Raw genomic sequence first — 18,280 nt, forward strand, 5'->3', positions numbered from 1 at the left:
TTGCCTTACGTTTGCCAGTACGGCGGCGAGCCGAAAAACGCCACGTAATAATCAATCACCGCCCTGACGTTCAGGGGCGGATGACGTGCGTGAGGATAGATCGCCGCAATATTCAGCGGCTCCGTATTGATAGCGCACGCCATTTCCGGCATAAGAGCGACCAGCTCCCCGCGCTGCAGCCTGTCGCCAATCAGCCAGTCCGGAAACAGGACGATCCCCATTCCACCCAGCGCGGCAATGAGCAGCGACTCCGCATTATTGGACGTCATCAGCGGCGCCACGGGATAGTGCACCCAATTCTCCCCCTTGCGTCGCACAAGCCAGCGATTAGGGCCAGACGAACCGCGATACACCAGGCATTTATGCTGGCTCAGCTCGGCCGGGTCGGCCGGTACGCCGTGTTGACGCAGATACGCGGGCGACGCGGCAAGATGGTAGCGCTGCTGCCCGAAGATGCGGGCGTGGAACGTCGAGTCCGTCAGCGTGCCGATGCGAAAAATGAGGTCGGCGGCATCCCGGTGCGGGTCGATAAAGTCATCGGTCAGCGTCAGCTCTATGGTTAACCGTGGATAACGCTCGGCCAGGCCTGCCAGGCCGGGTGCAACATGCCTCTGTCCAAAAAATACCGGCCCGTTAATGCGTACCGTGCCGGAGGGTTCGGTCGAACGTTCATCCAGCTCCCGACGCGCCTCTTCGAAGTTATCGACCATCGCCCGGGCATAGCGGATAAAAAGATGCCCGTTTTCCGTGGGGATCACCGCCCGGGTATTGCGATAGAACAGCTGCTGGCCGAGCGCGTCCTCAAGCTGATGAATAATCCGCGACACCTGCGAGGCAGAAATTCCCTCCCGTCGCGCAACGAAGGAAAAGTTCTGCGTTTCATAGACGGCAATAAACAGCAGCAGTGAGCGAAGGTTCATGCTTCCGGCATCTGACATTAATGCATTTCCTGCAAAGGTGTTTCCTGCATTATGGCATTTTTCTCACATGTCTACCGACGTAATCTTCTTCGCCTGAAAATGGAGGAAGCATAATGCAGTTTGTATTGATTTTACTGGTGATTGCCGGCGGGATGGGCCTCTCCGTCGAGGCGGGTTTGCTGGGGCCGTTAGGGGGAGAAGTAGGCGATTTATGGGCCACGTTCAGCATTTTCGGGGTCGGCGCCGCGCTGACCTTTCTGCTGATGCTGTTTTTCAGCCCGCGCAACGGTCCGTCGTTTTTCGCACAGCCCGGCTGGCAGCTGCTTGGCGGCGTGCTGGGTCCTGTTTACGTTGTCATTCTGACTATCGCCACCCCCGCTATCGGCATCGCTCTGACGATGATCGGCATTCTGGCAGGTCAGGTTTTTAAAAGCCTGATCATTGACCACTTTGGCCTGCTGGGTACGCCGCACAGGAAGATAAACGCAAGACGCATCGTGGCGCTGGTTTTTATTATTGCCGCACTGGTACTGGTCGCAAAGGGGTAAGCACATGACACTGATGATGATAATTCTCGCCATCTGCGGCGGCGCGACGCTGAGCATACAGGCCGCAATTAACGGACAGCTCGGCAGCAGCGTGGGCGTTTTCAAGAGCGCGTTTCTGACGTTTTCCGTCGGCGCGCTGGTGACCGCCCTGCTCATTTTCTTCTTTGAGCCTAAGCAGACGGTCACGCTGCTGGACGTGCCGAAATGGCAGCTCCTCGGGGCGATGTTCGGCGTGCCCTACATTGTGATCATGGTGCTCGCCGTGCAGCGCATCGGCACCGCCGTCGCCACGGTGGCGGTGATATTCGGCCAGCTCGCCATGAGCATGCTGATAGATAACTTTGGCTGGTTGAACAATCCCGCTATTCCGTTTTCACCGAGCCGTCTGGGCGCGGTGGTGTGCCTGGGGATTGCCCTGTACTTCATTTACTCCAGCAGCAAAACCGGCGATGTTCGCGACTAAGCTTCCGTATTCCGGGTAAAGAACAGCGTCACCGTGGCGACGGTGACGCGAAATTTCTTCATCTCGGTTTTATTGAACAGATGCGTCTCATCCTGCAGGTACATCCAGTCATCAAAGTTCAGCAGCCACGTTTTGCCGTTGGCCTTCACGTTCATGCTGTAATGCCAGTTAAAGGCGTTGCCTGCGGCCTGCCCGGTGGCAACCCCTTCAATATCACCTGCCGTTCCCTCGTAGCGGTCGTTCCCCACGCGGCGAATGTGCCATACCCGCTGCTGCTTCTCGCCGTCGTCGTAAACGAAGCGCTCGTTCAGCGTCAGCGTATCGCCGATGACGTCCCCGGCAATCTCAACGTGAAAGCGGCGGATCTGCTTGCCGCTGCGATCCTGCACCATGCCCCACGCTTCGGTTTTGCCCTGGAAGTAGTGGAAGATATCAAGCCGCGGCTGCTGCTGGCGATACTCGGACACCTCCGTACTGCAGCCGGCCAGCAGCATCGTGAATGCCAGCGCCAGCGTCAGGATTCGTTTCATTTTTTGCCTCCGATTAGCTGCTGACGCAGCTCAGGATATTGGGTGCGGGGATCGAGCCAGATGGCCAGAAAGCGGGTGCTGAACGCTTCTGACTGGCGCGAACCGAGCGGAATAAAGGATTTTTGCGCCGACGACGCGCGGTACCAGAACTGCCCCTGCTTATCGTTGAGAACAAACGCCAGCTGTGAACCCGGCCGGACATCCGGCCACAGGGACTGGAGCATCCTTAGCCAGGCTTCACTTTGCGGTTCCTGCGTCAGGATCCCCTGCGCCTGCCACTGGTCGCGGGTCGCCTCAACCAGTTCATCGCGATCTATGTCGCGCGCGTAGGTAATAATCAGCGCCTGATCCTGATCGTCCCGGCTGTAACGGCCATCCGGCGTGCGGAGCTGAGAGGTATAGACCGTGAACGGCCCCCAGGTGAGCGTGGCGTCGCCCACCTTGCGCCAGGCCAGCCAGTCGGCGGCCTGAGCACCAGGAACAACCAGCATGAGCCAAAACAGCAGAACCGCAGCCCTCATTTTTGTCTCCCCATCAGCAGGTGGAAAAACAGCATCAGCACCAGCCAGCCCGGCGCCATCCAGCTGACGACGATAAAGGTCGGCTCCAGAAACGTGATGGCGCCCAACCGCTCGCCAATCAGGTAGGCCACCGGGCCTCCCACGGCCGCCAGCAGGGTCAGCAGCCAGCCGGGTAACGTGGTTGTACGCGCAAGCTGCGTCCAGACCACGGCGAACATCAGCCACAATGCCACCATCCATAGCGGCATCAGGGAGTCGCCCGTGAAGGCAATCAGCCCCGTCAGCGCCCAGAGCGCATCCAGCAGGCTGCCCGCCGCGGCCAGCCCAATGGCGTAAAGACGGTATGCTGACGGCAAGAGCAAGCACGCCAGGATCGCCAGCCCGAGCCAGATAATCAGGCCCTGTTCGCGAAACAGCACTACCAGCGCCCAGTAGAGATCGAACGCGACGGCCAGCAGAAAGACCTGAAGGTAGCGTCTCATACGCGCTCGGCGGTCAGCTGCACCACGCTGATGGTGCGGGCGTTAAACCCGGCTTCGCAGTAGCCGAAGTAGTACAGCCACATGCGGCGGAACCGTTCATCAAAGCCAAGCTTTTCAATCTCCTGCCAGGCGTGGACAAAGCGCTGCCGCCAGTGGGCCAGCGTGCGGGCGTAGTCCGGTCCCATGTCGAAGAGATTGCGCACCACAAAATCGGTGTGGCGCGTCATCAGCTCGTTCATCGCCGTAATGCTCGGCAGGAAGCCGCCGGGGAAAATATAGCGCTGGATAAAATCGACGCTTTTGCTGTAGTCGCGGTAGCGCTGGTCCTGAATGGTGATGGCCTGAATCGCCATCCGTCCACCGGGGCGCAGCCGCGCCTGACAGGTACGGAAGAACGTGGGCAGATAGCGTTGCCCGACGGCTTCAATCATCTCTATCGAGACCAGCTTGTCGTACTGCCCGGTGAGGTCGCGATAGTCGCAGAGCAGTACCTCAACCCGATCCTGCAGCCCGGCGCGGGCAATGCGCTCGGTCGCCCAGATATATTGCTCCTGCGACAGCGTGGTGGTGGTCACCCGACAGCCGTAGTGACGGGCGGCGTATTCCGCCATCGCCCCCCAGCCGGTGCCAATTTCCAGCAGGTGATCATCCGGGTTTAGTGACAGCTGGTCGCACAGGCGAGCCATTTTGGCCTGCTGAGCCGCCGTCAGATCCTGCTCGTCCGCGGTAAACAGCGCGCTGGAGTAAAGCAGTTCCTTATCCAGAAAATGGGCATAGAAAGCGTTGCCCAGATCGTAATGGGCGGCAATATTTTCGCGGGCCTGGGCGCGAGAGTTGCGCCGCGTCCAGTGGCGCAGCCGCTCCAGCGGTCGGCCAAGCAGCCGAAACCCGTTCTCCAGACGACCAAGCACCTCGCCGTTGAGGGCCAGAATTTGCAGAAGCGGCGTAAGCTGCGCGGTCTCCCATTCGCCGTCCATCCAGGCTTCTGCGGCGGCAAGGCTTCCGCCCGTTAAGACGCGCCAGTAGACGCCGGGCGTGAGGATCTGCACGTCGGCGTGCAGCGCGGAGGATGTCTCACCAAAATGGAAGGTCTGCGCCCCTTCACGCAGGGTGAGTGAGCCGCCGCGAATGCCGCTTAACAGACGAAACAGCAGCCATCGCGCGATGCGGACGTTGCGCGGGATATCGGGTTCTAGCGCAAAGACGGGATCGGTCATGAGCGTTCACTCCTGCTGACGGGATGGTTATACAGCGGCACGCGCTTGAGCCATAGCCTCAGCGCCTGCCAGTAAATGGCGAAAACGGTTTTCAGAGTCATCAGCGGGATGCGCAGCAGCAGCGCGCGCAGCGCCGGGCGGGTCAGAGGCTCCCGGCGCAGGGCCAGCGTGGCGTCAAAGACCTTCGCCTCCTGATGATTTTCAATGTGCATATGCAGCGTGTTGTCCGGGTTGTTGAAGCGCCAGTGGTAGACCATGTCCATCGGGTTGAAGGGGGAAACGTGAAACGCTTTCTCCGTGGGCCGGGCATGTTGCCCGTCGACCGCGTAATAATGGCGCTCGTTCCACGGCGTGTTGCGCACCTCCGCCAACACCCAGCGAAGCGTGTTTTCCTGGTCATAGCAGTAGTAAAAATTGACCGGATTGAAATGAAACCCGAAGTAGCGCAGCTGCGTCAGAAGCATGACCCGCCCTGCGGGACGTTCCCCGGTCAGGCTCTCCAGCCTGTTCAGCACGTTCTCTTTAAGCGGCGTGCCGAGCGGATAGTCCGCGTCATGGAACGCGGCGGCGGCAAAGCGGTTGCGCCGCACGCCGACGGACGCCAGCAGCGGCAGTTCATCAAGATCCAGCCAGGCCATAAAAACGCCGTAGCTGAATTCATGCGTTTTCGGCTGAAGGCGGCGGTGGCGCAATACGCCGTGATAGAGGCAGCTGTTCATGTCAGTTCCCCTCCCCGGCGGCTATTTCATTGACCACGTCCAGCGCGCTGCGCACGCCGTCTTCATGAAAACCGTTGTACCAGTAAGCGCCGCAGAACCAGCTCCGGTGATGACCGTTGATCTCCCCACGGCGCGCCTGCGCACGCCAGCTTTGCGGGTTAAACAGCGGATGTTCATAGACAAAGCGTTGCAGAACGAAGCGTTCATCCACCGGCGCGTCCGGGTTCAGGGTGACGCAGAACAGTGGGCTGCCCGCAGGCAGACCCTGCAGAATGTTCATGTTGTAGGTGACGCAGGCGCTGGCCTGCTCCTGCGCGCTCAGGCGGTAGTTCCAGCTGGCCCAGGCGCGCTGCCGCACCGGCAGCCAGCGCGGATCGCTGTGCAAAACAACCTCGTTGCGCTGCCAGCCGATATCGCCCAGCACTTCGCGCTCCGCGGGCGTAGGATCCTCAAGCATGGCCAGCGCCTGGGCGGAGTGGCAGGCAAATATCACCTGGTCGAAGGTGTGGCTGCCGTTTTCAAGCTGAAGCGTGACCCCGTGCGCGTGGCGGCTCACCCGCAGAACAGGCGCGTTCAGGTGCAGCGTCAGGCGGTCGACCAGTTTTTCCAGCATGGCGCGGATATACTCCCGCGAGCCGCCCGGCACCACGTACCACTGCGGACGCTGGGTGATATCCAGCAGGCCGTGATGGTGAAAGAAGCGCAGGAAGAGCGGCAGCGGGAAACGCTTCATCTCCTGCAGCGATGACGACCAGATCGCGGCTCCCATCGGCAGAATGTAGTGGCGCGCAAAAAACGGCGTGAAGCCGTGCTGGTCCAGAAACGTCTGCAGCGTGGCGTTCGGATCGACTTCCCCTTCAAGGGCCTGTTTCGCCAGGCGGTTAAAGCGAACGATTTCGCCCAGCAGACGCCAGAATGCCGGATTTACCAGGTTTCGGCGCTGGGCAAACAGCGATGTCAGGGTGTGGCCGTTGTACTCAAGCCCCGTCTCGGGGTTGTGTACTGAAAAGCTCATTTGTGTTTTTTGCCCGCTGATGCCGAGCTCGCTGAGCAGGCCCATAAAGCGCGGGTAGGTGCGGTCGTTGTAGACAATAAACCCGGTATCGATCGCGTATGTGCCCTGGGGCGTTGAGACGTCAACCGTCGCGGTATGGCCGCCGGGCGTGGTGCCCGCTTCAAACAGGGTTACCTGATGATGCCCTGCCAGCCGCCAGGCGCAGGTCAGCCCGGCGATGCCGCTGCCGATAATTGCAATGTTCATGAGCGCACCATCCTGCGCAGAAGCGTGCGCTGCAAAAACGCGGGCAGCCCGGAGAGCAGCCGCAAAATAAGGCCAAACCCGGCCGGAAACGCGATATGCATTTTGCCCTTCGCCAGCCCGGTACGGATCGCCTTGACCGCTTCGTCAACGCTCACCCTACCCGGCATGGCAAAATCGTTTTTGCGCGTCAGCGGGGTATCGACAAATCCCGGAGAGACGACCGTCACGGCAATCCCCTTTGGCTCCCAGTCCAGACGCAGGCTGTCGGCAAACCAGCTCAGCGCCGCTTTGGACGCACCGTAGGCCTCTGCCCGCGGGAAGGGAAGCCAGTGGGCCATCGAGCTCACCAGCACCACGCGGTTACCGGCAACCAGCTGCGGCTGCAGCGCGGCCAGGCAGTTCACCGGCCCGAGAAAATTGGTGGTCATGACCCGCTCCACCAGCGCCGCATCCACCACGCCGCCGTCGAGGTATTCGCAGGTACCGGCGCAGAGAATAACCAGATCGGCGTAAACGCTGCTGAGCGCCTTGCGACAGGCGTCCCTGTCTGTCATATCGAACGGGCGAACGGTGAGATTGGGACAGGTCTGATGTAGCGCTTCAAGCCGCGCCGGATCGCGCCCGCAGGCAATCACGTGGTAGCCGTCAGCGGCAAAGGACTTCGCCAGCCCCGCGCCGATGCCCGAGCTTGCGCCGGTAATCAGCACCGTCTTCATGATTTGACCCTCCGCTTCACGCCGCGTACCGCCCAGCCCAGCAGAGGGAGGTGTTCGTAGATCATCTCTCCCGCATCGTAGAAGTCCCGCTGACGCGTGATGAGATTGTTTTCGGTGTCCACCACCGAACATCCGGGCAGTTCAAGCGGCTCGCCCCCGGCAATGCGCGGATGCGACCAGTGCATTACCCAGGTGACAACAAACCGGTTCCCGCTGCAGAGCGGCGGATCGATGACAAAACGGCACTTCTCGACGTTTGCCAGCAGATGGGTGAAATAGCGCTGAAGCGCGAAAATACCGTTGTGCTCGCCGAACGGATCGATAAGGGTGGCATTCGAATGGTAAAGCCCGACCAGCGCGGTCGGCGGCTGGCTATCCAGTGCGGCGTAGTACTCAATAAACCGACTCACGACAGAGGGCAAAGTGCTCATGGGTCACATCCTGGCTGTAAACAACGTGGCGTAATCGCATAATTAAAACTTACACAATTAACGTTATTTGTCCAAGTTTGTGCAAGTTTATTTTTTATTACCCATAAATATCAACAATTTGAAAACTCGATCATTTGACGGTTTTGTAGGCCGGGTAAGGTGTAGCCGCCACCCGGCTTTCACTTTCAGGTTATCCTTAAGGCAAATTCAGCCGTCATCTTCCAGGCTTATCCTTTTTATTCATAAGGATGCCTGACATGAAACGTTTCTTTCTCTCCCTATTCTCAAGCCCGGAATCCTTACTGCAGGTGATGAGTCAGCAGGAAATTATTGAAGCCGTGGAAGATGGCGACCGCATCATTATCGACCAGGACGGGAACGCCTCGGTGAACTACAAGAGCAACGAGGTGCGGCAGGACTTTCTGCGTCACGTTAACGCGCTGAAGAGGGCCTGATATGGGAACGGCGATATTTATGGTGCTGATGGTCTGCGGGTACTGGTACACCAGCCGCGACCTGTCGACCCGCTTTAAAATTAAGCGTTCCTTTGGCTGGGACGTCTATTTTCTCGTCGCGCTTTACGGCTGTATTTTCGTTTTGCAGGGCGTAATCGCCACGGGATTGCTCTGGCTGCTGCTGTTCGCCCTTTCCGCCGCCAACAACGCTTTTCACTTTGCCTCACCGAAATACACCGACTGGCAAATCGACTTTATGAACTGGAGCTTTTTAGGCATTCAGGCGCCGGTGGTCGTAATGCTGGCGTTTGCCATTCTGTTTTGCCTCTACCGCTCTAACTGGGCAGGAAGCGCCAGGCTGGACGGCGAGAGCCGGAAAAAGCTCTACAAACGGCTTGCGCAGGCGAGCGGGATTGAACAACTGCTCTATCAGTGTATGGAGCAAGGCGAGCTGGCGCAGGTGACGCTCCGGTCGCGGCGGATTTACGTCGGCATGATCCACACCGCGACGCTGGAATATGAAAAAACGGCCAATATCGTGCTGATCCCCATGTTGAGCGGGTACAGAGACCAGAAGACGATGAACCTGCGCATCGAGAATAATTACAGCAGGTGGTATGCGGAGCATGACATTACGCTCGACTCTGAACCCCGCAGCGCCATGTCATTCCGCAAGGTGATTTTGCTTAATCAGATTGAGAGCATATCGCTGTTCGACCCCGCCAGCGCCAGCGCGCTGTCGCTGGCACAGCGGGACGAGAGCCAGACGTCCCCATAATTTTGAGTACGCTCTGCTGGGAAGCGTGCACGACGAAAGGCGAATGACACATCATTTATGGTGATATTCACGGTTGCGCATTCTGATAAAGATCCCAGCGGTTGCCGTAAATATCTTCAAAAACCACTACCGTCCCGTACTATTCCTCACGAGGTTCTTCGCAGAAATGAACGCCTTTTGCTTTCATGGCATGGTAATCGCGCCAAAAGTCATCCGTCTGAAGGAACAGGAAAACTCTTCCGCCGCTTTGATTACCGATAAAACCTTCCTGCCTTTCGTTGGAGGCACGAGCCAGCAGGATGTTGCAGTCGCTTTCCGGGTTGGGTAAGACGACGACCCAGCGTTTCCCCGGTTGGGGCGTATCCTCTACGAGGGTAAAACCCAGCCTGTCGGTGTAGTATTCAATGGCGCGATCGTAGTCATCAACCACGATAGCCACGCATCCCAGGCATCGTTTCTGCGTTCTCATATTTTTCGTTTCCTTTGGATAAATAGCTTACCGATTCGGTGAGTCGATATTCCAGCTACCGTAATACTTGCGGCAGATTCAGGGCTTATTTCTGACCGGTCAACGCCTCTAATCCCCTTTTTAGCACATTTATTACCGTCTCTGAATCCGTGCCCATTTGTGCATGAATAATGGCGCCGTCAATAAGCAGCGTGATTTCATTGACGACGCGCTCATCAGCGATCTTCGTCAGCGACGCAATCATATTTTTAGTTTCGATTTTATGATCGCGGCATATCGCTTTTATTTCGCTTTCTATATCCTCGGATTTGGCTTCTGCGCTGGCATTAATAAACGCGCAGCCGTGGAACTCGGGCGAAATAAACCATTCATAAAGGGTTGCAGATATCGCATCAGAAGGTATTTCGCCTTCATCAAGATGTCGACGCAGCGTAGTCTCAAACCAGCTGATCCATATTTCATGTCGATAGTGCAGGTAGGCGAGAATGAGTAAACTTTTACTCGGAAAATGGCGATAAAACGTCACCTTGGTCACCTTCGCATCTTTAATCAGCGTATCCACCCCCGTCGCCCTGAAGCCATTGGAATAAAAAAGATCGTGCGCCGTCAGTAATATTTTATCCCTGACGCTGATTTTTGCTTCGTTGCCTGCGTGCTCGGTTTTCACTTTTCGGTAGCCTCAAAACGGATGTTGACAGCGTTATTTTTCAGGCATAGATTAGCGCAAGTAGACAGACCTGTCTACTTCATCATACAGAGGTAATCGCCATGAACACACGCCCACCCTTACCGCCCTTCACCCGTGAAAGCGCGATCGAAAAGGTCAGACTGGCAGAAGATGGCTGGAACAGTCGGGATCCGGCGAAAGTCGCGCTGGCCTATTCGCTGGATACCCAATGGCGCAACCGTGCGGAATTCGCCAATGGCCGTGAAGAAGCCCAGGCGTTTCTGGCGCGGAAATGGAAAAAAGAGCTCGACTATCGTCTGATTAAAGAGCTCTGGGCATTTACGGGCAACCGGATCGCGGTGCGCTATGCCTATGAATGGCATGATGATTCCGGCAACTGGTTCCGCTCGTACGGCAATGAAAACTGGGAGTTTGAACCGGACGGACTGATGAAGCGCCGTTTTGCCTGCGTTAACGATATGCCGATAAAAGAATCCGAGCGACTGTTCCACTGGCCGTTGGGTAGACGCCCGGACGATCATCCCTCATTGAGCGATCTGGGGTTATAGTTTTGTCACCAAAATCAGAGATAGCGCGCATTTCGGTGACCACCTCAGGACTACCCTATGAGCGGTTTTCAGGAGGAACAAAATATGAAAAAGCTTCTGATATGTTGTTTGTTCGGTAATACCGCAAACGCTCTTGCCAAAAAAATGCAGTCCCTGACAGAACAAGAAGGCTATCCACTGATGATTAGCGCCGTTGGGCTGGATAACTTCGCCAGCGTCGTCCCCGCTTTCGACGGTTTTCTTATCGCGCCGCACATTCAGTACAAACTCGACGAGATACACGCAACGGTGGGCAATACACGTTCAATCGCCATCATTGAGAGTCTTCCCTACGCGTCTCTGGACGCGAAGAAGGTGTTGAATTTCGTAAAGGAGCAAATGCCTGAACTGGCTGCCTGACAGACAAGGCCGCATCGCTATTGCGGCCTCCTCGCCCCCGCAGACAGATAGATGCCATAGCGCGCGAAAAACAGTGATACACTTACCCCACCTGGTTGATCGTCCCGTCTGAACGGCTCACGACGAAAACGGATGTAACCAAAATACGAAATGGTCACTCGTTGTCAATCGTAGCTCGTCACGCTAAGCTTACATAATGACTAAAACTATGAACGCCCCATCAATACGTGGTCCACTTGACCATTCTGTCAGAGAGCAAATCGTCGAAGCGGCCTTTGAGCACTTCGGTCACTACGGCTATGAAAAAACCACCGTCGCCGAGCTGGCGAAATCTATCGGTTTTTCAAAATCCTACATTTATAAGTTCTTCGATTCCAAGCAGGCTATCGGCGAGGTGATCTGCGCTAACCGCCTGGAGCTGATCATGACGGCCGTGCTTTCCGCCATTGCGGATGCGCCGTCAGCCAGCGAAAAAATCCGCCGTCTCTTCAAAGCACTTACCGAGGCCGGAAGCGAGCTGTTTTTCCACGATCGCAAGCTCTACGACATCGCCGCCGTCGCGTCACGGGAGAAGTGGCCTTCGACGGAAAGGTATACCGAAAGCCTCCTGAAGCTGATTGAGAGCATCATTATCGAAGGCAGACAGGCTGGAGAGTTCGAAAGGAAGACGCCGCTGGATGAGGTCACCTGCGCCGTTTACATGGTGATGTGCCCTTACATTAACCCCGTTCAGTTGCAGTACAACCTTGAAACTGCCCCAACGGCAGCGGTACTCCTCTCCTCACTGATTTTAAGAAGCCTGGCCCCCTGATTAGTGACCATTGACTTTATTGGTCACTAATCACAGAATGCGGAAACTGTCCTGTTACTTCAAAAGGGTTTCCCATGCTCAGGCTCACTTCAGCCCGCCTTGCCATATGTCTTCTGCCGTTTGCCCTCGCGGCATGCGGCGATATTTCCGCGAGTGACGATCCGCGCACCAGGCCACCGCTTGTCAGATCCGCCTCCGTCGAGATGGCGAATCCAGCCGCTCGCACCTTTACGGGCGTGGTGATGGCAAGAACGCAAAGCGACCAGGGCTTCAGGGTTCAGGGTAAAATCCTCGAACGTCTGGTGGATACCGGGCAGACTGTCAAACAGGGCCAGCCCTTACTGCGTCTGGATCCGGTTGACCTGAAATTACAGGCTCAGGCGCAGCAGCGCGCGGTGGATGCTGCCCAGGCGCGGGCGAGAAAAGCCACCAGCGATGAGGCGCGTTATCGCGGTCTGGTGGCATCCGGCGCGGTGTCCGCCGCGGAGTACGATCAGATTAAAGCGGCGGCCGATACGGCCAGGGCGGATCTCAGCGCCGCCCGGGCGCAGGCCAACGTGGCGCAAAACGCCACGGGCTATGCCGTCCTGCTGGCGGATTCAGACGGCGTGGTGATGGAGACGCTTGCCGAACCCGGTCAGGTGGTCAGCGCCGGGCAGGTGGCGATCCGCCTTGCCAGAGCGGGACAGCGCGAAGCGCTCGTGCAGCTTCCGGAGACGCTGCGCCCTGCCGTCGGCAGCGAAGCACGAGCCACGCTTTATGGCCGTGAACAACACCCGGTCACCGCCACGTTGCGCCTGCTGTCTGACTCCGCGGATGCCACAACCCGGACGTATGAAGCACGCTACGTGCTGGCTGGCCAGCTGGCGAACGCGCCGCTGGGGGCGACCGTCACGCTCAGCCTTGAGGACCCGAAAGCGGAAGGTCAGGCCATGCAGGTCCCGCTGGCTTCACTCTACGATGCGGGTAAAGGGCCCGGCGTCTGGCGCATTTCCGCCCAGCCGGCAAAGGTCACATGGACGCCGGTTAAGGTGCTGAGCGTGGGCGAAGATGCGGTCCAGGTCACGGGCGGCGTGAAGCCCGGGGAGAAAATTGTTGCGTTAGGCGCCCATCTTCTGCACGAAGGTGAAGTTGTCAGGCTGGCAGAACAGCGCCATGCCGCTCCGGCGGAGAACGCGCCATGAGCCAAAGTCGCTTCAACCTGTCCGCGCTGGCCGTCCGCGAGCGTTCCGTCACGCTGTTTCTGATCGTTCTGGTGACGATTGCCGGTATTTACGCTTTTTTTGGACTGGGACGCGCGGAAGATCCGCCCTTCACCGTGAAGCAGATGACGGCAATTGCCGTCTGGCCGGGCGCAACCGCGCAGGAGATCCAGGATCAGGTGGCCGAACCGCTGGAAAAGCGCCTGCAGGAACTCAAATGGTATGACCGTACGGAAACCTATACCCGCCCCGGCATGGCGTTTATCACCCTGTCACTGCAGGACAAAACCCCGCCTTCTGAGGTGCAGGAGGAGTTCTATCAGGCGCGTAAAAAGCTTGGGGATGAATCCCAGCGTCTCCCGGCGGGCGTCATCGGCCCGATGATCAATGACGAATTCTCGGATGTCACCTTTGCCCTCTTTGCTCTGAAAGCAAAAGGCGAACCGCAGCGGCAGCTGGTACGCGATGCCGAAGGCCTGCGCCAGCAGCTTCTGCACGTTCCAGGAGTCAAAAAAGTGAATATCATCGGTGAACAGGCCGAGCGGATTTATATCGCCTTCTCCCATGACCGTCTGGCGACAATGGGCCTCTCACCGCAGGATATTTTCAATGCCCTCAACGACCAGAATGCCCTGGCCGCGGCGGGCGCCATTGAGACCCGGGGCGCGCAGATTTTTATCCGCCTGGACGGCGCGTTCGATGAACTGCAGAAAATCCGCGATACGCCTTTAGTCGCTCAGGGCAAAACGCTCACGCTGTCGGATGTGGCAACGGTTGAACGAGGCTATGAAGATCCCCCGACGATGCTGATACGCAATCAGCATGAACCCGCCCTGCTGCTGGGTGTTGTCATGCGTGAGGGCTGGAACGGCCTGGCGCTGGGTAAAGCGCTGGATGCGGAGACGGCGAAAATCAATGATAGCCTGCCGCTTGGCATGACCCTGACCAAGGTCACCGACCAGTCCGTGAATATCCGCTCGTCGGTCGATGAGTTTATGATCAAATTCTTCGTCGCCCTGCTCGTGGTTATGGTGGTCTGTTTTATCAGCATGGGCTGGCGCGTGGGCGTGGTGGTCGCGGCGGCGGTCCCGCTGACGCTGGCGGTCGTCTTCGTGGTGATGGAGGCCGCGGGAATAAACTTTGACCGCGTCACGCTGGGCTCCCTGATCCTCGCCCTCGGCCTGCTGGTTGACGATGCCATTATCGCCATCGAAATGATGGTGGTGAAGATGGAGGAAGGTTACGACAGAATCAAAGCCTCAGCCTACGCCTGGAGCCACACCGCCGCGCCGATGCTGGCCGGTACCCTGGTGACGGCGATTGGCTTTATGCCGAATGGGTTTGCCCAGTCGACCGCCGGGGAATACACCAGCAATATGTTCTGGATTGTCGGCCTCGCCCTGATTGCCTCATGGTTTGTTGCGGTGGTGTTCACACCGTATCTGGGGGTGAAGATCCTGCCGGCGATCCCCAAAGTGGAAGGCGGCCATGCCGCCATCTATAACACGCCTCGCTATAATCGTTTTCGCCAGCTGCTTGGCCGCGTTATCGCCAGAAAATGGCGCGTGGCCGGGTCCGTGGTCGCCATTTTCATTCTGGCCGTGCTCGGCATGGGGCTGGTAAAAAAACAGTTCTTCCCGACCTCCGATCGCCCGGAAGTGCTGGTTGAAGTACAGATGCCTTATGGTACCTCGATTGCGCAAACCAGCGCCGCTACTGCAAAAATAGAAGCGTGGCTGGGCAAGCAGCCAGAAGCCAAAATCGTCACGGCCTATATTGGTCAGGGCTCGCCCCGTTTCTATCTGGCAATGGCCCCCGAGCTGCCCGATCCCTCTTTTGCGAAAATCGTGATCCTGACGGACAGCGAGACGTCACGCGAGGCGCTCAAGTTCAGGCTCAGGGAGGCCGTCGCCAGCGGCCTTGCCCCCGAAGCCCGCGTGCGGGTGACGCAGCTGGTGTTTGGCCCCTACTCGCCTTTCCCGGTTGCCTGGCGCGTGTCAGGGCCGGATGTCAAACAGGTGCAGGACATCGCCGAACGGGTGAAAGCCGTGCTTCAGGCAAGCCCGATGATGCGAACCGTTAACACCGACTGGGGCTCGCGCGTTCCGGTGCTCCATTTCACTCTCGATCAGAACCGCCTGCAGGCGACCGGCTTAACTTCCAGCGCCGTTGCCGGGCAGCTTCAGTTCCTGCTCTCAGGCGTGCCTGTCACCTCCGTGCGGGAAGATATTCGATCGGTAGAGGTCGTTGCCCGCGCGGCGGGTGATATCCGCCTTGACCCGGCAAAAATCGAAGGATTTACCCTGGTCGGCAATGCGGGACAGCGCGTGCCACTGTCTCAAATTGGCAAGATAGAGGTCGGCATGGAAGACCCGGTCCTTCGCCGTCGCGATCGCACCCCCACGATTACCGTACGGGGCGATATCGCCGACAATCTTCAGCCGCCGGACGTGTCGGTCGCCATCATGAAGCAGCTCCAGCCGATCGTTGATACGCTGCCGGCCGGCTACCGCATTGACATGGCGGGGTCGATTGAGGAGTCGGGTAAAGCCACGCAGGCCATGTTACCGCTGTTCCCGATCATGATTGCCCTGACGCTGCTGATCATCATTTTGCAGGTGCGCTCACTCTCCGCGATGGTCATGGTGTTCTTAACCGCGCCGCTGGGGCTGATTGGCGTTGTGCCGACCCTGCTGATATTTAATCAGCCGTTTGGCATCAACGCGCTGGTCGGCCTGATCGCCCTTTCTGGCATTCTGATGCGCAATACGCTGATCCTGATCGGTCAAATCGATCATAACCAGAAGGACGGCCTCGATCCGTTCCAGGCGGTGGTCGAGGCGACGGTCCAGCGAGCGCGGCCGGTCTTACTCACCGCCATGGCGGCCGTGCTGGCGTTCATTCCCCTGACGCATTCGGTATTCTGGGGCACGCTGGCCTGGACGCTGATCGGCGGCACGCTGGGCGGGACGATCATTACGCTCGTCTTCCTGCCCGCGATGTATGCGATCTGGTTCCGGATCCGCCCGGCTGAACAACGTGTACAGCATGCCACGGAAAACGTGTAAACTACCATCAGTAGATAACTGACCTGAGGCAAGCATGGTTGTTAAGCGCTTAAGAAAAGAGGACCGCCGCGTGCAGCTGCTGGAGGTTGCGCGAGGGATCGTGCGTCAGCAAGGCACGGAGGCGTTGACCCTTGGCTATCTGGCAGAACGGGCCAACGTGACCAAGCCTATCCCCTACGACCACTTTGGCGATCGTGAGGGGCTGCTGATGGCACTGTATCAGGACTATAGCGATCGGCAGCTGGCGAAATTCCGCGAGACGCTGGCGGTGGACAGCAAAACGCTGGAGAAGACGATCCGCTTTTTCAGCGCGGCCTATATCGACTGTGCCATTGCCGCCGGGCCTGAAACCGGGCCAATCGCCGCGGCGCTGTCCGGTTCTCGCGTGCTGCAGACGTTTCGGGAAGCATGCGTGGCCGAATGCGCCGACTGCCTGCGCACCGCGCTTTCTCCTTTTATCGTCTTAAAAGGCGTTCAGGGAGAAGCGGTACTGACGGCCATCATTGGCGCGGCGGAGGCGCTCAGCACCTCGGCTGGCAACGGCGTGCTCGCCCGGAATGTGGCAGAAGATATGCTCTGCGGCGCCATGACCGGGGTGCTGGAGACCTACGCGAATAGCACAAAATGATCGCCGGGGGCGGATTGACACCTAAGTTACCAATAGTAATATAGGCATCACTTCTCCCCCATCTGGAGGTCGCTATGTCTGCAACCCATGCCATTAAAAACGCGCTGATCGTGACGGCACACCCGATCGACAATTCGTTATCCCATACGCTGGCAGCCCGTATTGCCGGGAAATTACGCGAGGAAGGTACGCAGGTTGAGATCGCCGATCTGCATGCTGAAGGGTTTAATCCGGCGATGACCCGCGCCGATCTCGATTTGTATCACGGTGATCCGAGCGCCCTTCCCGACGATATTCTGCGCGAGCAAAAGCGCGTCGAGCGCGCGGATATGCTGGTATTCGTCTTCCCGGTGTACTGGTGGTCGGTTCCCGCGCTGTTGAAAGGCTGGTTCGATCGCGTGTTAACCCTGAACTGGGCGTATAAGGTGGCCGACGACGGCCGGATTGTGGGAAACTTACGTGATGTTCCCGTCCGCCTGATTGCCACCGGCGGTAGCGATCTTACCGGGTTCGACAAACACGGCTACTCGACGGCGATCCAGACGCAGATAATCGAAGGGGTATTTGGCTTCTGCGGGTTGAAGAACGTTAAGCTCGATATCCTTTACCAGGCAGACACGGCTACGCCTGAGCAGGTTGAGGAATTTCTGCAACGACTGGGCGACATCCAGTAAACCATACGGTGCTGGCGCGCTTTTCTGCGCGCCGGGAATACTATAGGAAAATTACAGGGTAAAACGCCTATCACCCACCTGCGCCTGGGCGTACCATTTCATCAACTCTACAGTACCTGGCGCGTTCTCAGCAGGCGACCACGGGGCGGTATCGTGCTCAGGCACGGGCTGATACGCCCCGTGTTTTACCTCAAAAATGACGCCGCCTTTATCCAGCGACAGCACGGCATGCCAGGTTCCGGCATCCATCTCCAGGACTTTACACTCTTCGCCTAACACCACGCGCCGGGTCACGTTTCCGCTGTCGTCAAAATTCAGCACCAGAAAGCGGCCGCTCAGCGCCGTCAGCAGTTCAAACGTTTGCGGATGGCGATGGGGGCGGACATAGGTACCGGGTTCCATTGCAATGGCCAGGCGCTGCACCGGGTCGCTCAGGTCAGGGTGTAAATTACGGTGTGCGCGTAAGCGAGGAGAATGTGCGGCCTGCTCGCTTTGCTGCTGCAGGTCACTAAAAGTAATTTGTTTCATATAAGCCTTTGAGAATGTGGCGATTAACGGCAAGCCGATTGCTGTACGACGTTATACCATCCTGAAAAGCCGATAAGCTAAGGCATTTGTGAAACAAAACGCTGCCGTGAGAGGATCTGCAATGTTGGAGCCCAGAGCGCCACATTGAGTAAAACTCACATTAATGCCAACTATTTATCGTTTTTGAAACATAACCGCACTGAAATACCATCCATTTACCCCTG

22 protein-coding genes and 1 pseudogene are annotated in these 18,280 nt (G+C 57.9%); 11 read left to right on the forward strand and 12 right to left on the reverse strand.

Annotation, left to right across the window (positions count from 1 at the left end; translation table 11 throughout):
- Positions 1–5 precede the first annotated feature (5 nt).
- Positions 6–938 carry a LysR family transcriptional regulator gene (locus IM271_RS01340; protein WP_193052043.1) on the reverse strand — a complete coding sequence of 311 codons (933 nt, stop codon included), beginning with the start codon at positions 936–938 and terminating at the stop codon, positions 6–8.
- 95 nt (positions 939–1,033) lie between these two features.
- Between IM271_RS01340 and IM271_RS01345 the strand changes: the two genes are divergently transcribed.
- Positions 1,034–1,468, forward strand: a complete 435-nt coding sequence (locus IM271_RS01345) for a DMT family transporter (RefSeq protein ID WP_028013065.1) — start codon at positions 1,034–1,036, stop codon at positions 1,466–1,468.
- Positions 1,469–1,472: 4 nt separating this feature from the next.
- On the forward strand, positions 1,473–1,931 hold the full coding sequence (locus tag IM271_RS01350; RefSeq protein WP_028013064.1) for a DMT family transporter: 459 nt from the start codon (positions 1,473–1,475) through the stop codon (positions 1,929–1,931).
- Here IM271_RS01350 and IM271_RS01355 read toward each other — a convergent pair.
- Genes IM271_RS01355 through IM271_RS01390 form a run of 8 tightly spaced genes read right to left on the reverse strand, consistent with a single transcriptional unit; the run spans position 1,928 to position 7,808 of the window.
- Positions 1,928–2,461, reverse strand: coding sequence for a DUF3833 domain-containing protein (locus IM271_RS01355; protein ID WP_193052044.1), 534 nt, complete (start codon positions 2,459–2,461; stop codon positions 1,928–1,930). The genes IM271_RS01350 and IM271_RS01355 overlap by 4 nt on opposite strands.
- Positions 2,458–2,982: a hypothetical protein gene (locus IM271_RS01360; protein ID WP_193052045.1), complete on the reverse strand. Its 525-nt coding sequence runs from the start codon at positions 2,980–2,982 to the stop codon at positions 2,458–2,460. Before IM271_RS01360 ends, IM271_RS01355 begins: the two co-directional genes overlap by 4 nt.
- A complete protein-coding gene (locus tag IM271_RS01365; protein ID WP_028013061.1) occupies positions 2,979–3,464 on the reverse strand; it encodes a DUF2878 domain-containing protein in 486 nt (161 codons plus the stop codon). Before IM271_RS01365 ends, IM271_RS01360 begins: the two co-directional genes overlap by 4 nt.
- Complete coding sequence (locus IM271_RS01370; protein WP_192971034.1) at positions 3,461–4,681, reverse strand: cyclopropane-fatty-acyl-phospholipid synthase family protein; 1,221 nt, start codon at positions 4,679–4,681, stop codon at positions 3,461–3,463. The genes IM271_RS01365 and IM271_RS01370 overlap by 4 nt, the downstream gene beginning before the upstream one ends.
- Complete coding sequence (locus tag IM271_RS01375) at positions 4,678–5,400, reverse strand: DUF1365 domain-containing protein (protein WP_048960632.1); 723 nt, start codon at positions 5,398–5,400, stop codon at positions 4,678–4,680. The genes IM271_RS01370 and IM271_RS01375 overlap by 4 nt, the downstream gene beginning before the upstream one ends.
- Position 5,401: 1 nt before the next feature.
- On the reverse strand, positions 5,402–6,661 hold the full coding sequence (locus tag IM271_RS01380) for an NAD(P)/FAD-dependent oxidoreductase (protein ID WP_193052046.1): 1,260 nt from the start codon (positions 6,659–6,661) through the stop codon (positions 5,402–5,404).
- A complete protein-coding gene (locus tag IM271_RS01385; RefSeq protein ID WP_047368495.1) occupies positions 6,658–7,377 on the reverse strand; it encodes an SDR family NAD(P)-dependent oxidoreductase in 720 nt (239 codons plus the stop codon). The genes IM271_RS01380 and IM271_RS01385 overlap by 4 nt, the downstream gene beginning before the upstream one ends.
- Complete coding sequence (locus tag IM271_RS01390; RefSeq protein ID WP_041910128.1) at positions 7,374–7,808, reverse strand: nuclear transport factor 2 family protein; 435 nt, start codon at positions 7,806–7,808, stop codon at positions 7,374–7,376. Before IM271_RS01390 ends, IM271_RS01385 begins: the two co-directional genes overlap by 4 nt.
- Before the next feature lie 257 nt (positions 7,809–8,065).
- Here IM271_RS01390 and IM271_RS01395 point away from each other — a divergent pair, with 257 nt between their 5' ends.
- Both IM271_RS01395 and IM271_RS01400 read left to right on the forward strand, forming a co-directional pair.
- Positions 8,066–8,263, forward strand: coding sequence for a hypothetical protein (locus tag IM271_RS01395; protein WP_008502331.1), 198 nt, complete (start codon positions 8,066–8,068; stop codon positions 8,261–8,263).
- A 1-nt stretch (position 8,264) separates the two neighbouring features.
- The gene (locus IM271_RS01400; RefSeq protein ID WP_193052047.1) at positions 8,265–9,041 is read left to right on the forward strand and encodes a hypothetical protein; all 777 of its coding nucleotides are present in this window, start codon (positions 8,265–8,267) and stop codon (positions 9,039–9,041) included.
- Positions 9,042–9,108: 67 nt separating this feature from the next.
- On the opposite strand, the pseudogene IM271_RS01405 reads toward IM271_RS01400, so the two are convergent.
- Together IM271_RS01405 and IM271_RS01410 are read right to left on the reverse strand one after the other, a co-directional pair.
- Positions 9,109–9,510, reverse strand: a pseudogene (locus IM271_RS01405) (VOC family protein).
- 85 nt (positions 9,511–9,595) lie between these two features.
- Positions 9,596–10,177 carry a TetR/AcrR family transcriptional regulator gene (locus tag IM271_RS01410; RefSeq protein ID WP_193052048.1) on the reverse strand — a complete coding sequence of 194 codons (582 nt, stop codon included), beginning with the start codon at positions 10,175–10,177 and terminating at the stop codon, positions 9,596–9,598.
- A gap of 101 nt (positions 10,178–10,278) precedes the next feature.
- On the opposite strand from IM271_RS01410, the gene IM271_RS01415 reads away from it, so the two are divergent.
- From IM271_RS01415 to IM271_RS01445, 7 genes are all read left to right on the forward strand, one after another.
- The gene (locus tag IM271_RS01415) at positions 10,279–10,746 is read left to right on the forward strand and encodes a nuclear transport factor 2 family protein (RefSeq protein WP_049137909.1); all 468 of its coding nucleotides are present in this window, start codon (positions 10,279–10,281) and stop codon (positions 10,744–10,746) included.
- A gap of 84 nt (positions 10,747–10,830) precedes the next feature.
- Positions 10,831–11,145 carry a PTS sugar transporter subunit IIB gene (locus IM271_RS01420; protein WP_193052049.1) on the forward strand — a complete coding sequence of 105 codons (315 nt, stop codon included), beginning with the start codon at positions 10,831–10,833 and terminating at the stop codon, positions 11,143–11,145.
- Between the two features lie 196 nt (positions 11,146–11,341).
- Positions 11,342–11,956, forward strand: coding sequence for a TetR/AcrR family transcriptional regulator (locus tag IM271_RS01425; RefSeq protein ID WP_047368492.1), 615 nt, complete (start codon positions 11,342–11,344; stop codon positions 11,954–11,956).
- A gap of 74 nt (positions 11,957–12,030) precedes the next feature.
- Positions 12,031–13,140: an efflux RND transporter periplasmic adaptor subunit gene (locus IM271_RS01430; protein WP_193052050.1), complete on the forward strand. Its 1,110-nt coding sequence runs from the start codon at positions 12,031–12,033 to the stop codon at positions 13,138–13,140.
- A complete protein-coding gene (locus IM271_RS01435; protein WP_193052051.1) occupies positions 13,137–16,226 on the forward strand; it encodes an efflux RND transporter permease subunit in 3,090 nt (1,029 codons plus the stop codon). Before IM271_RS01430 ends, IM271_RS01435 begins: the two co-directional genes overlap by 4 nt.
- Before the next feature lie 34 nt (positions 16,227–16,260).
- Positions 16,261–16,854 carry a TetR/AcrR family transcriptional regulator gene (locus IM271_RS01440; RefSeq protein WP_193052052.1) on the forward strand — a complete coding sequence of 198 codons (594 nt, stop codon included), beginning with the start codon at positions 16,261–16,263 and terminating at the stop codon, positions 16,852–16,854.
- Between the two features lie 74 nt (positions 16,855–16,928).
- Positions 16,929–17,528 carry an NAD(P)H-dependent oxidoreductase gene (locus IM271_RS01445; RefSeq protein WP_193052053.1) on the forward strand — a complete coding sequence of 200 codons (600 nt, stop codon included), beginning with the start codon at positions 16,929–16,931 and terminating at the stop codon, positions 17,526–17,528.
- Between the two features lie 51 nt (positions 17,529–17,579).
- Here the strand turns inward: IM271_RS01445 and IM271_RS01450 are convergent, their stop codons facing one another.
- On the reverse strand, positions 17,580–18,056 hold the full coding sequence (locus IM271_RS01450) for a WbuC family cupin fold metalloprotein (protein WP_193052054.1): 477 nt from the start codon (positions 18,054–18,056) through the stop codon (positions 17,580–17,582).
- Positions 18,057–18,280: the final 224 nt, after the last annotated feature.

Origin of the sequence: Enterobacter cloacae complex sp. I3 (genome assembly GCF_014896175.1) — a bacterium.
Lineage (GTDB): Bacteria > Pseudomonadota > Gammaproteobacteria > Enterobacterales > Enterobacteriaceae > Enterobacter > Enterobacter bugandensis.

Coding starts and splice junctions, on each gene's coding strand:
- IM271_RS01340 (WP_193052043.1), bottom strand. CDS start 938: ATGTCAGATGCCGGAAGCATGAACCTTCGCTCACTGCTGCTGTTTATT.
- IM271_RS01345 (WP_028013065.1), top strand. CDS start 1,034: ATGCAGTTTGTATTGATTTTACTGGTGATTGCCGGCGGGATGGGCCTC.
- IM271_RS01350 (WP_028013064.1), top strand. CDS start 1,473: ATGACACTGATGATGATAATTCTCGCCATCTGCGGCGGCGCGACGCTG.
- IM271_RS01355 (WP_193052044.1), bottom strand. CDS start 2,461: ATGAAACGAATCCTGACGCTGGCGCTGGCATTCACGATGCTGCTGGCC.
- IM271_RS01360 (WP_193052045.1), bottom strand. CDS start 2,982: ATGAGGGCTGCGGTTCTGCTGTTTTGGCTCATGCTGGTTGTTCCTGGT.
- IM271_RS01365 (WP_028013061.1), bottom strand. CDS start 3,464: ATGAGACGCTACCTTCAGGTCTTTCTGCTGGCCGTCGCGTTCGATCTC.
- IM271_RS01370 (WP_192971034.1), bottom strand. CDS start 4,681: ATGACCGATCCCGTCTTTGCGCTAGAACCCGATATCCCGCGCAACGTC.
- IM271_RS01375 (WP_048960632.1), bottom strand. CDS start 5,400: ATGAACAGCTGCCTCTATCACGGCGTATTGCGCCACCGCCGCCTTCAG.
- IM271_RS01380 (WP_193052046.1), bottom strand. CDS start 6,661: ATGAACATTGCAATTATCGGCAGCGGCATCGCCGGGCTGACCTGCGCC.
- IM271_RS01385 (WP_047368495.1), bottom strand. CDS start 7,377: ATGAAGACGGTGCTGATTACCGGCGCAAGCTCGGGCATCGGCGCGGGG.
- IM271_RS01390 (WP_041910128.1), bottom strand. CDS start 7,808: ATGAGCACTTTGCCCTCTGTCGTGAGTCGGTTTATTGAGTACTACGCC.
- IM271_RS01395 (WP_008502331.1), top strand. CDS start 8,066: ATGAAACGTTTCTTTCTCTCCCTATTCTCAAGCCCGGAATCCTTACTG.
- IM271_RS01400 (WP_193052047.1), top strand. CDS start 8,265: ATGGGAACGGCGATATTTATGGTGCTGATGGTCTGCGGGTACTGGTAC.
- IM271_RS01415 (WP_049137909.1), top strand. CDS start 10,279: ATGAACACACGCCCACCCTTACCGCCCTTCACCCGTGAAAGCGCGATC.
- IM271_RS01420 (WP_193052049.1), top strand. CDS start 10,831: ATGAAAAAGCTTCTGATATGTTGTTTGTTCGGTAATACCGCAAACGCT.
- IM271_RS01425 (WP_047368492.1), top strand. CDS start 11,342: ATGACTAAAACTATGAACGCCCCATCAATACGTGGTCCACTTGACCAT.
- IM271_RS01430 (WP_193052050.1), top strand. CDS start 12,031: ATGCTCAGGCTCACTTCAGCCCGCCTTGCCATATGTCTTCTGCCGTTT.
- IM271_RS01435 (WP_193052051.1), top strand. CDS start 13,137: ATGAGCCAAAGTCGCTTCAACCTGTCCGCGCTGGCCGTCCGCGAGCGT.
- IM271_RS01440 (WP_193052052.1), top strand. CDS start 16,261: ATGGTTGTTAAGCGCTTAAGAAAAGAGGACCGCCGCGTGCAGCTGCTG.
- IM271_RS01445 (WP_193052053.1), top strand. CDS start 16,929: ATGTCTGCAACCCATGCCATTAAAAACGCGCTGATCGTGACGGCACAC.
- IM271_RS01450 (WP_193052054.1), bottom strand. CDS start 18,056: ATGAAACAAATTACTTTTAGTGACCTGCAGCAGCAAAGCGAGCAGGCC.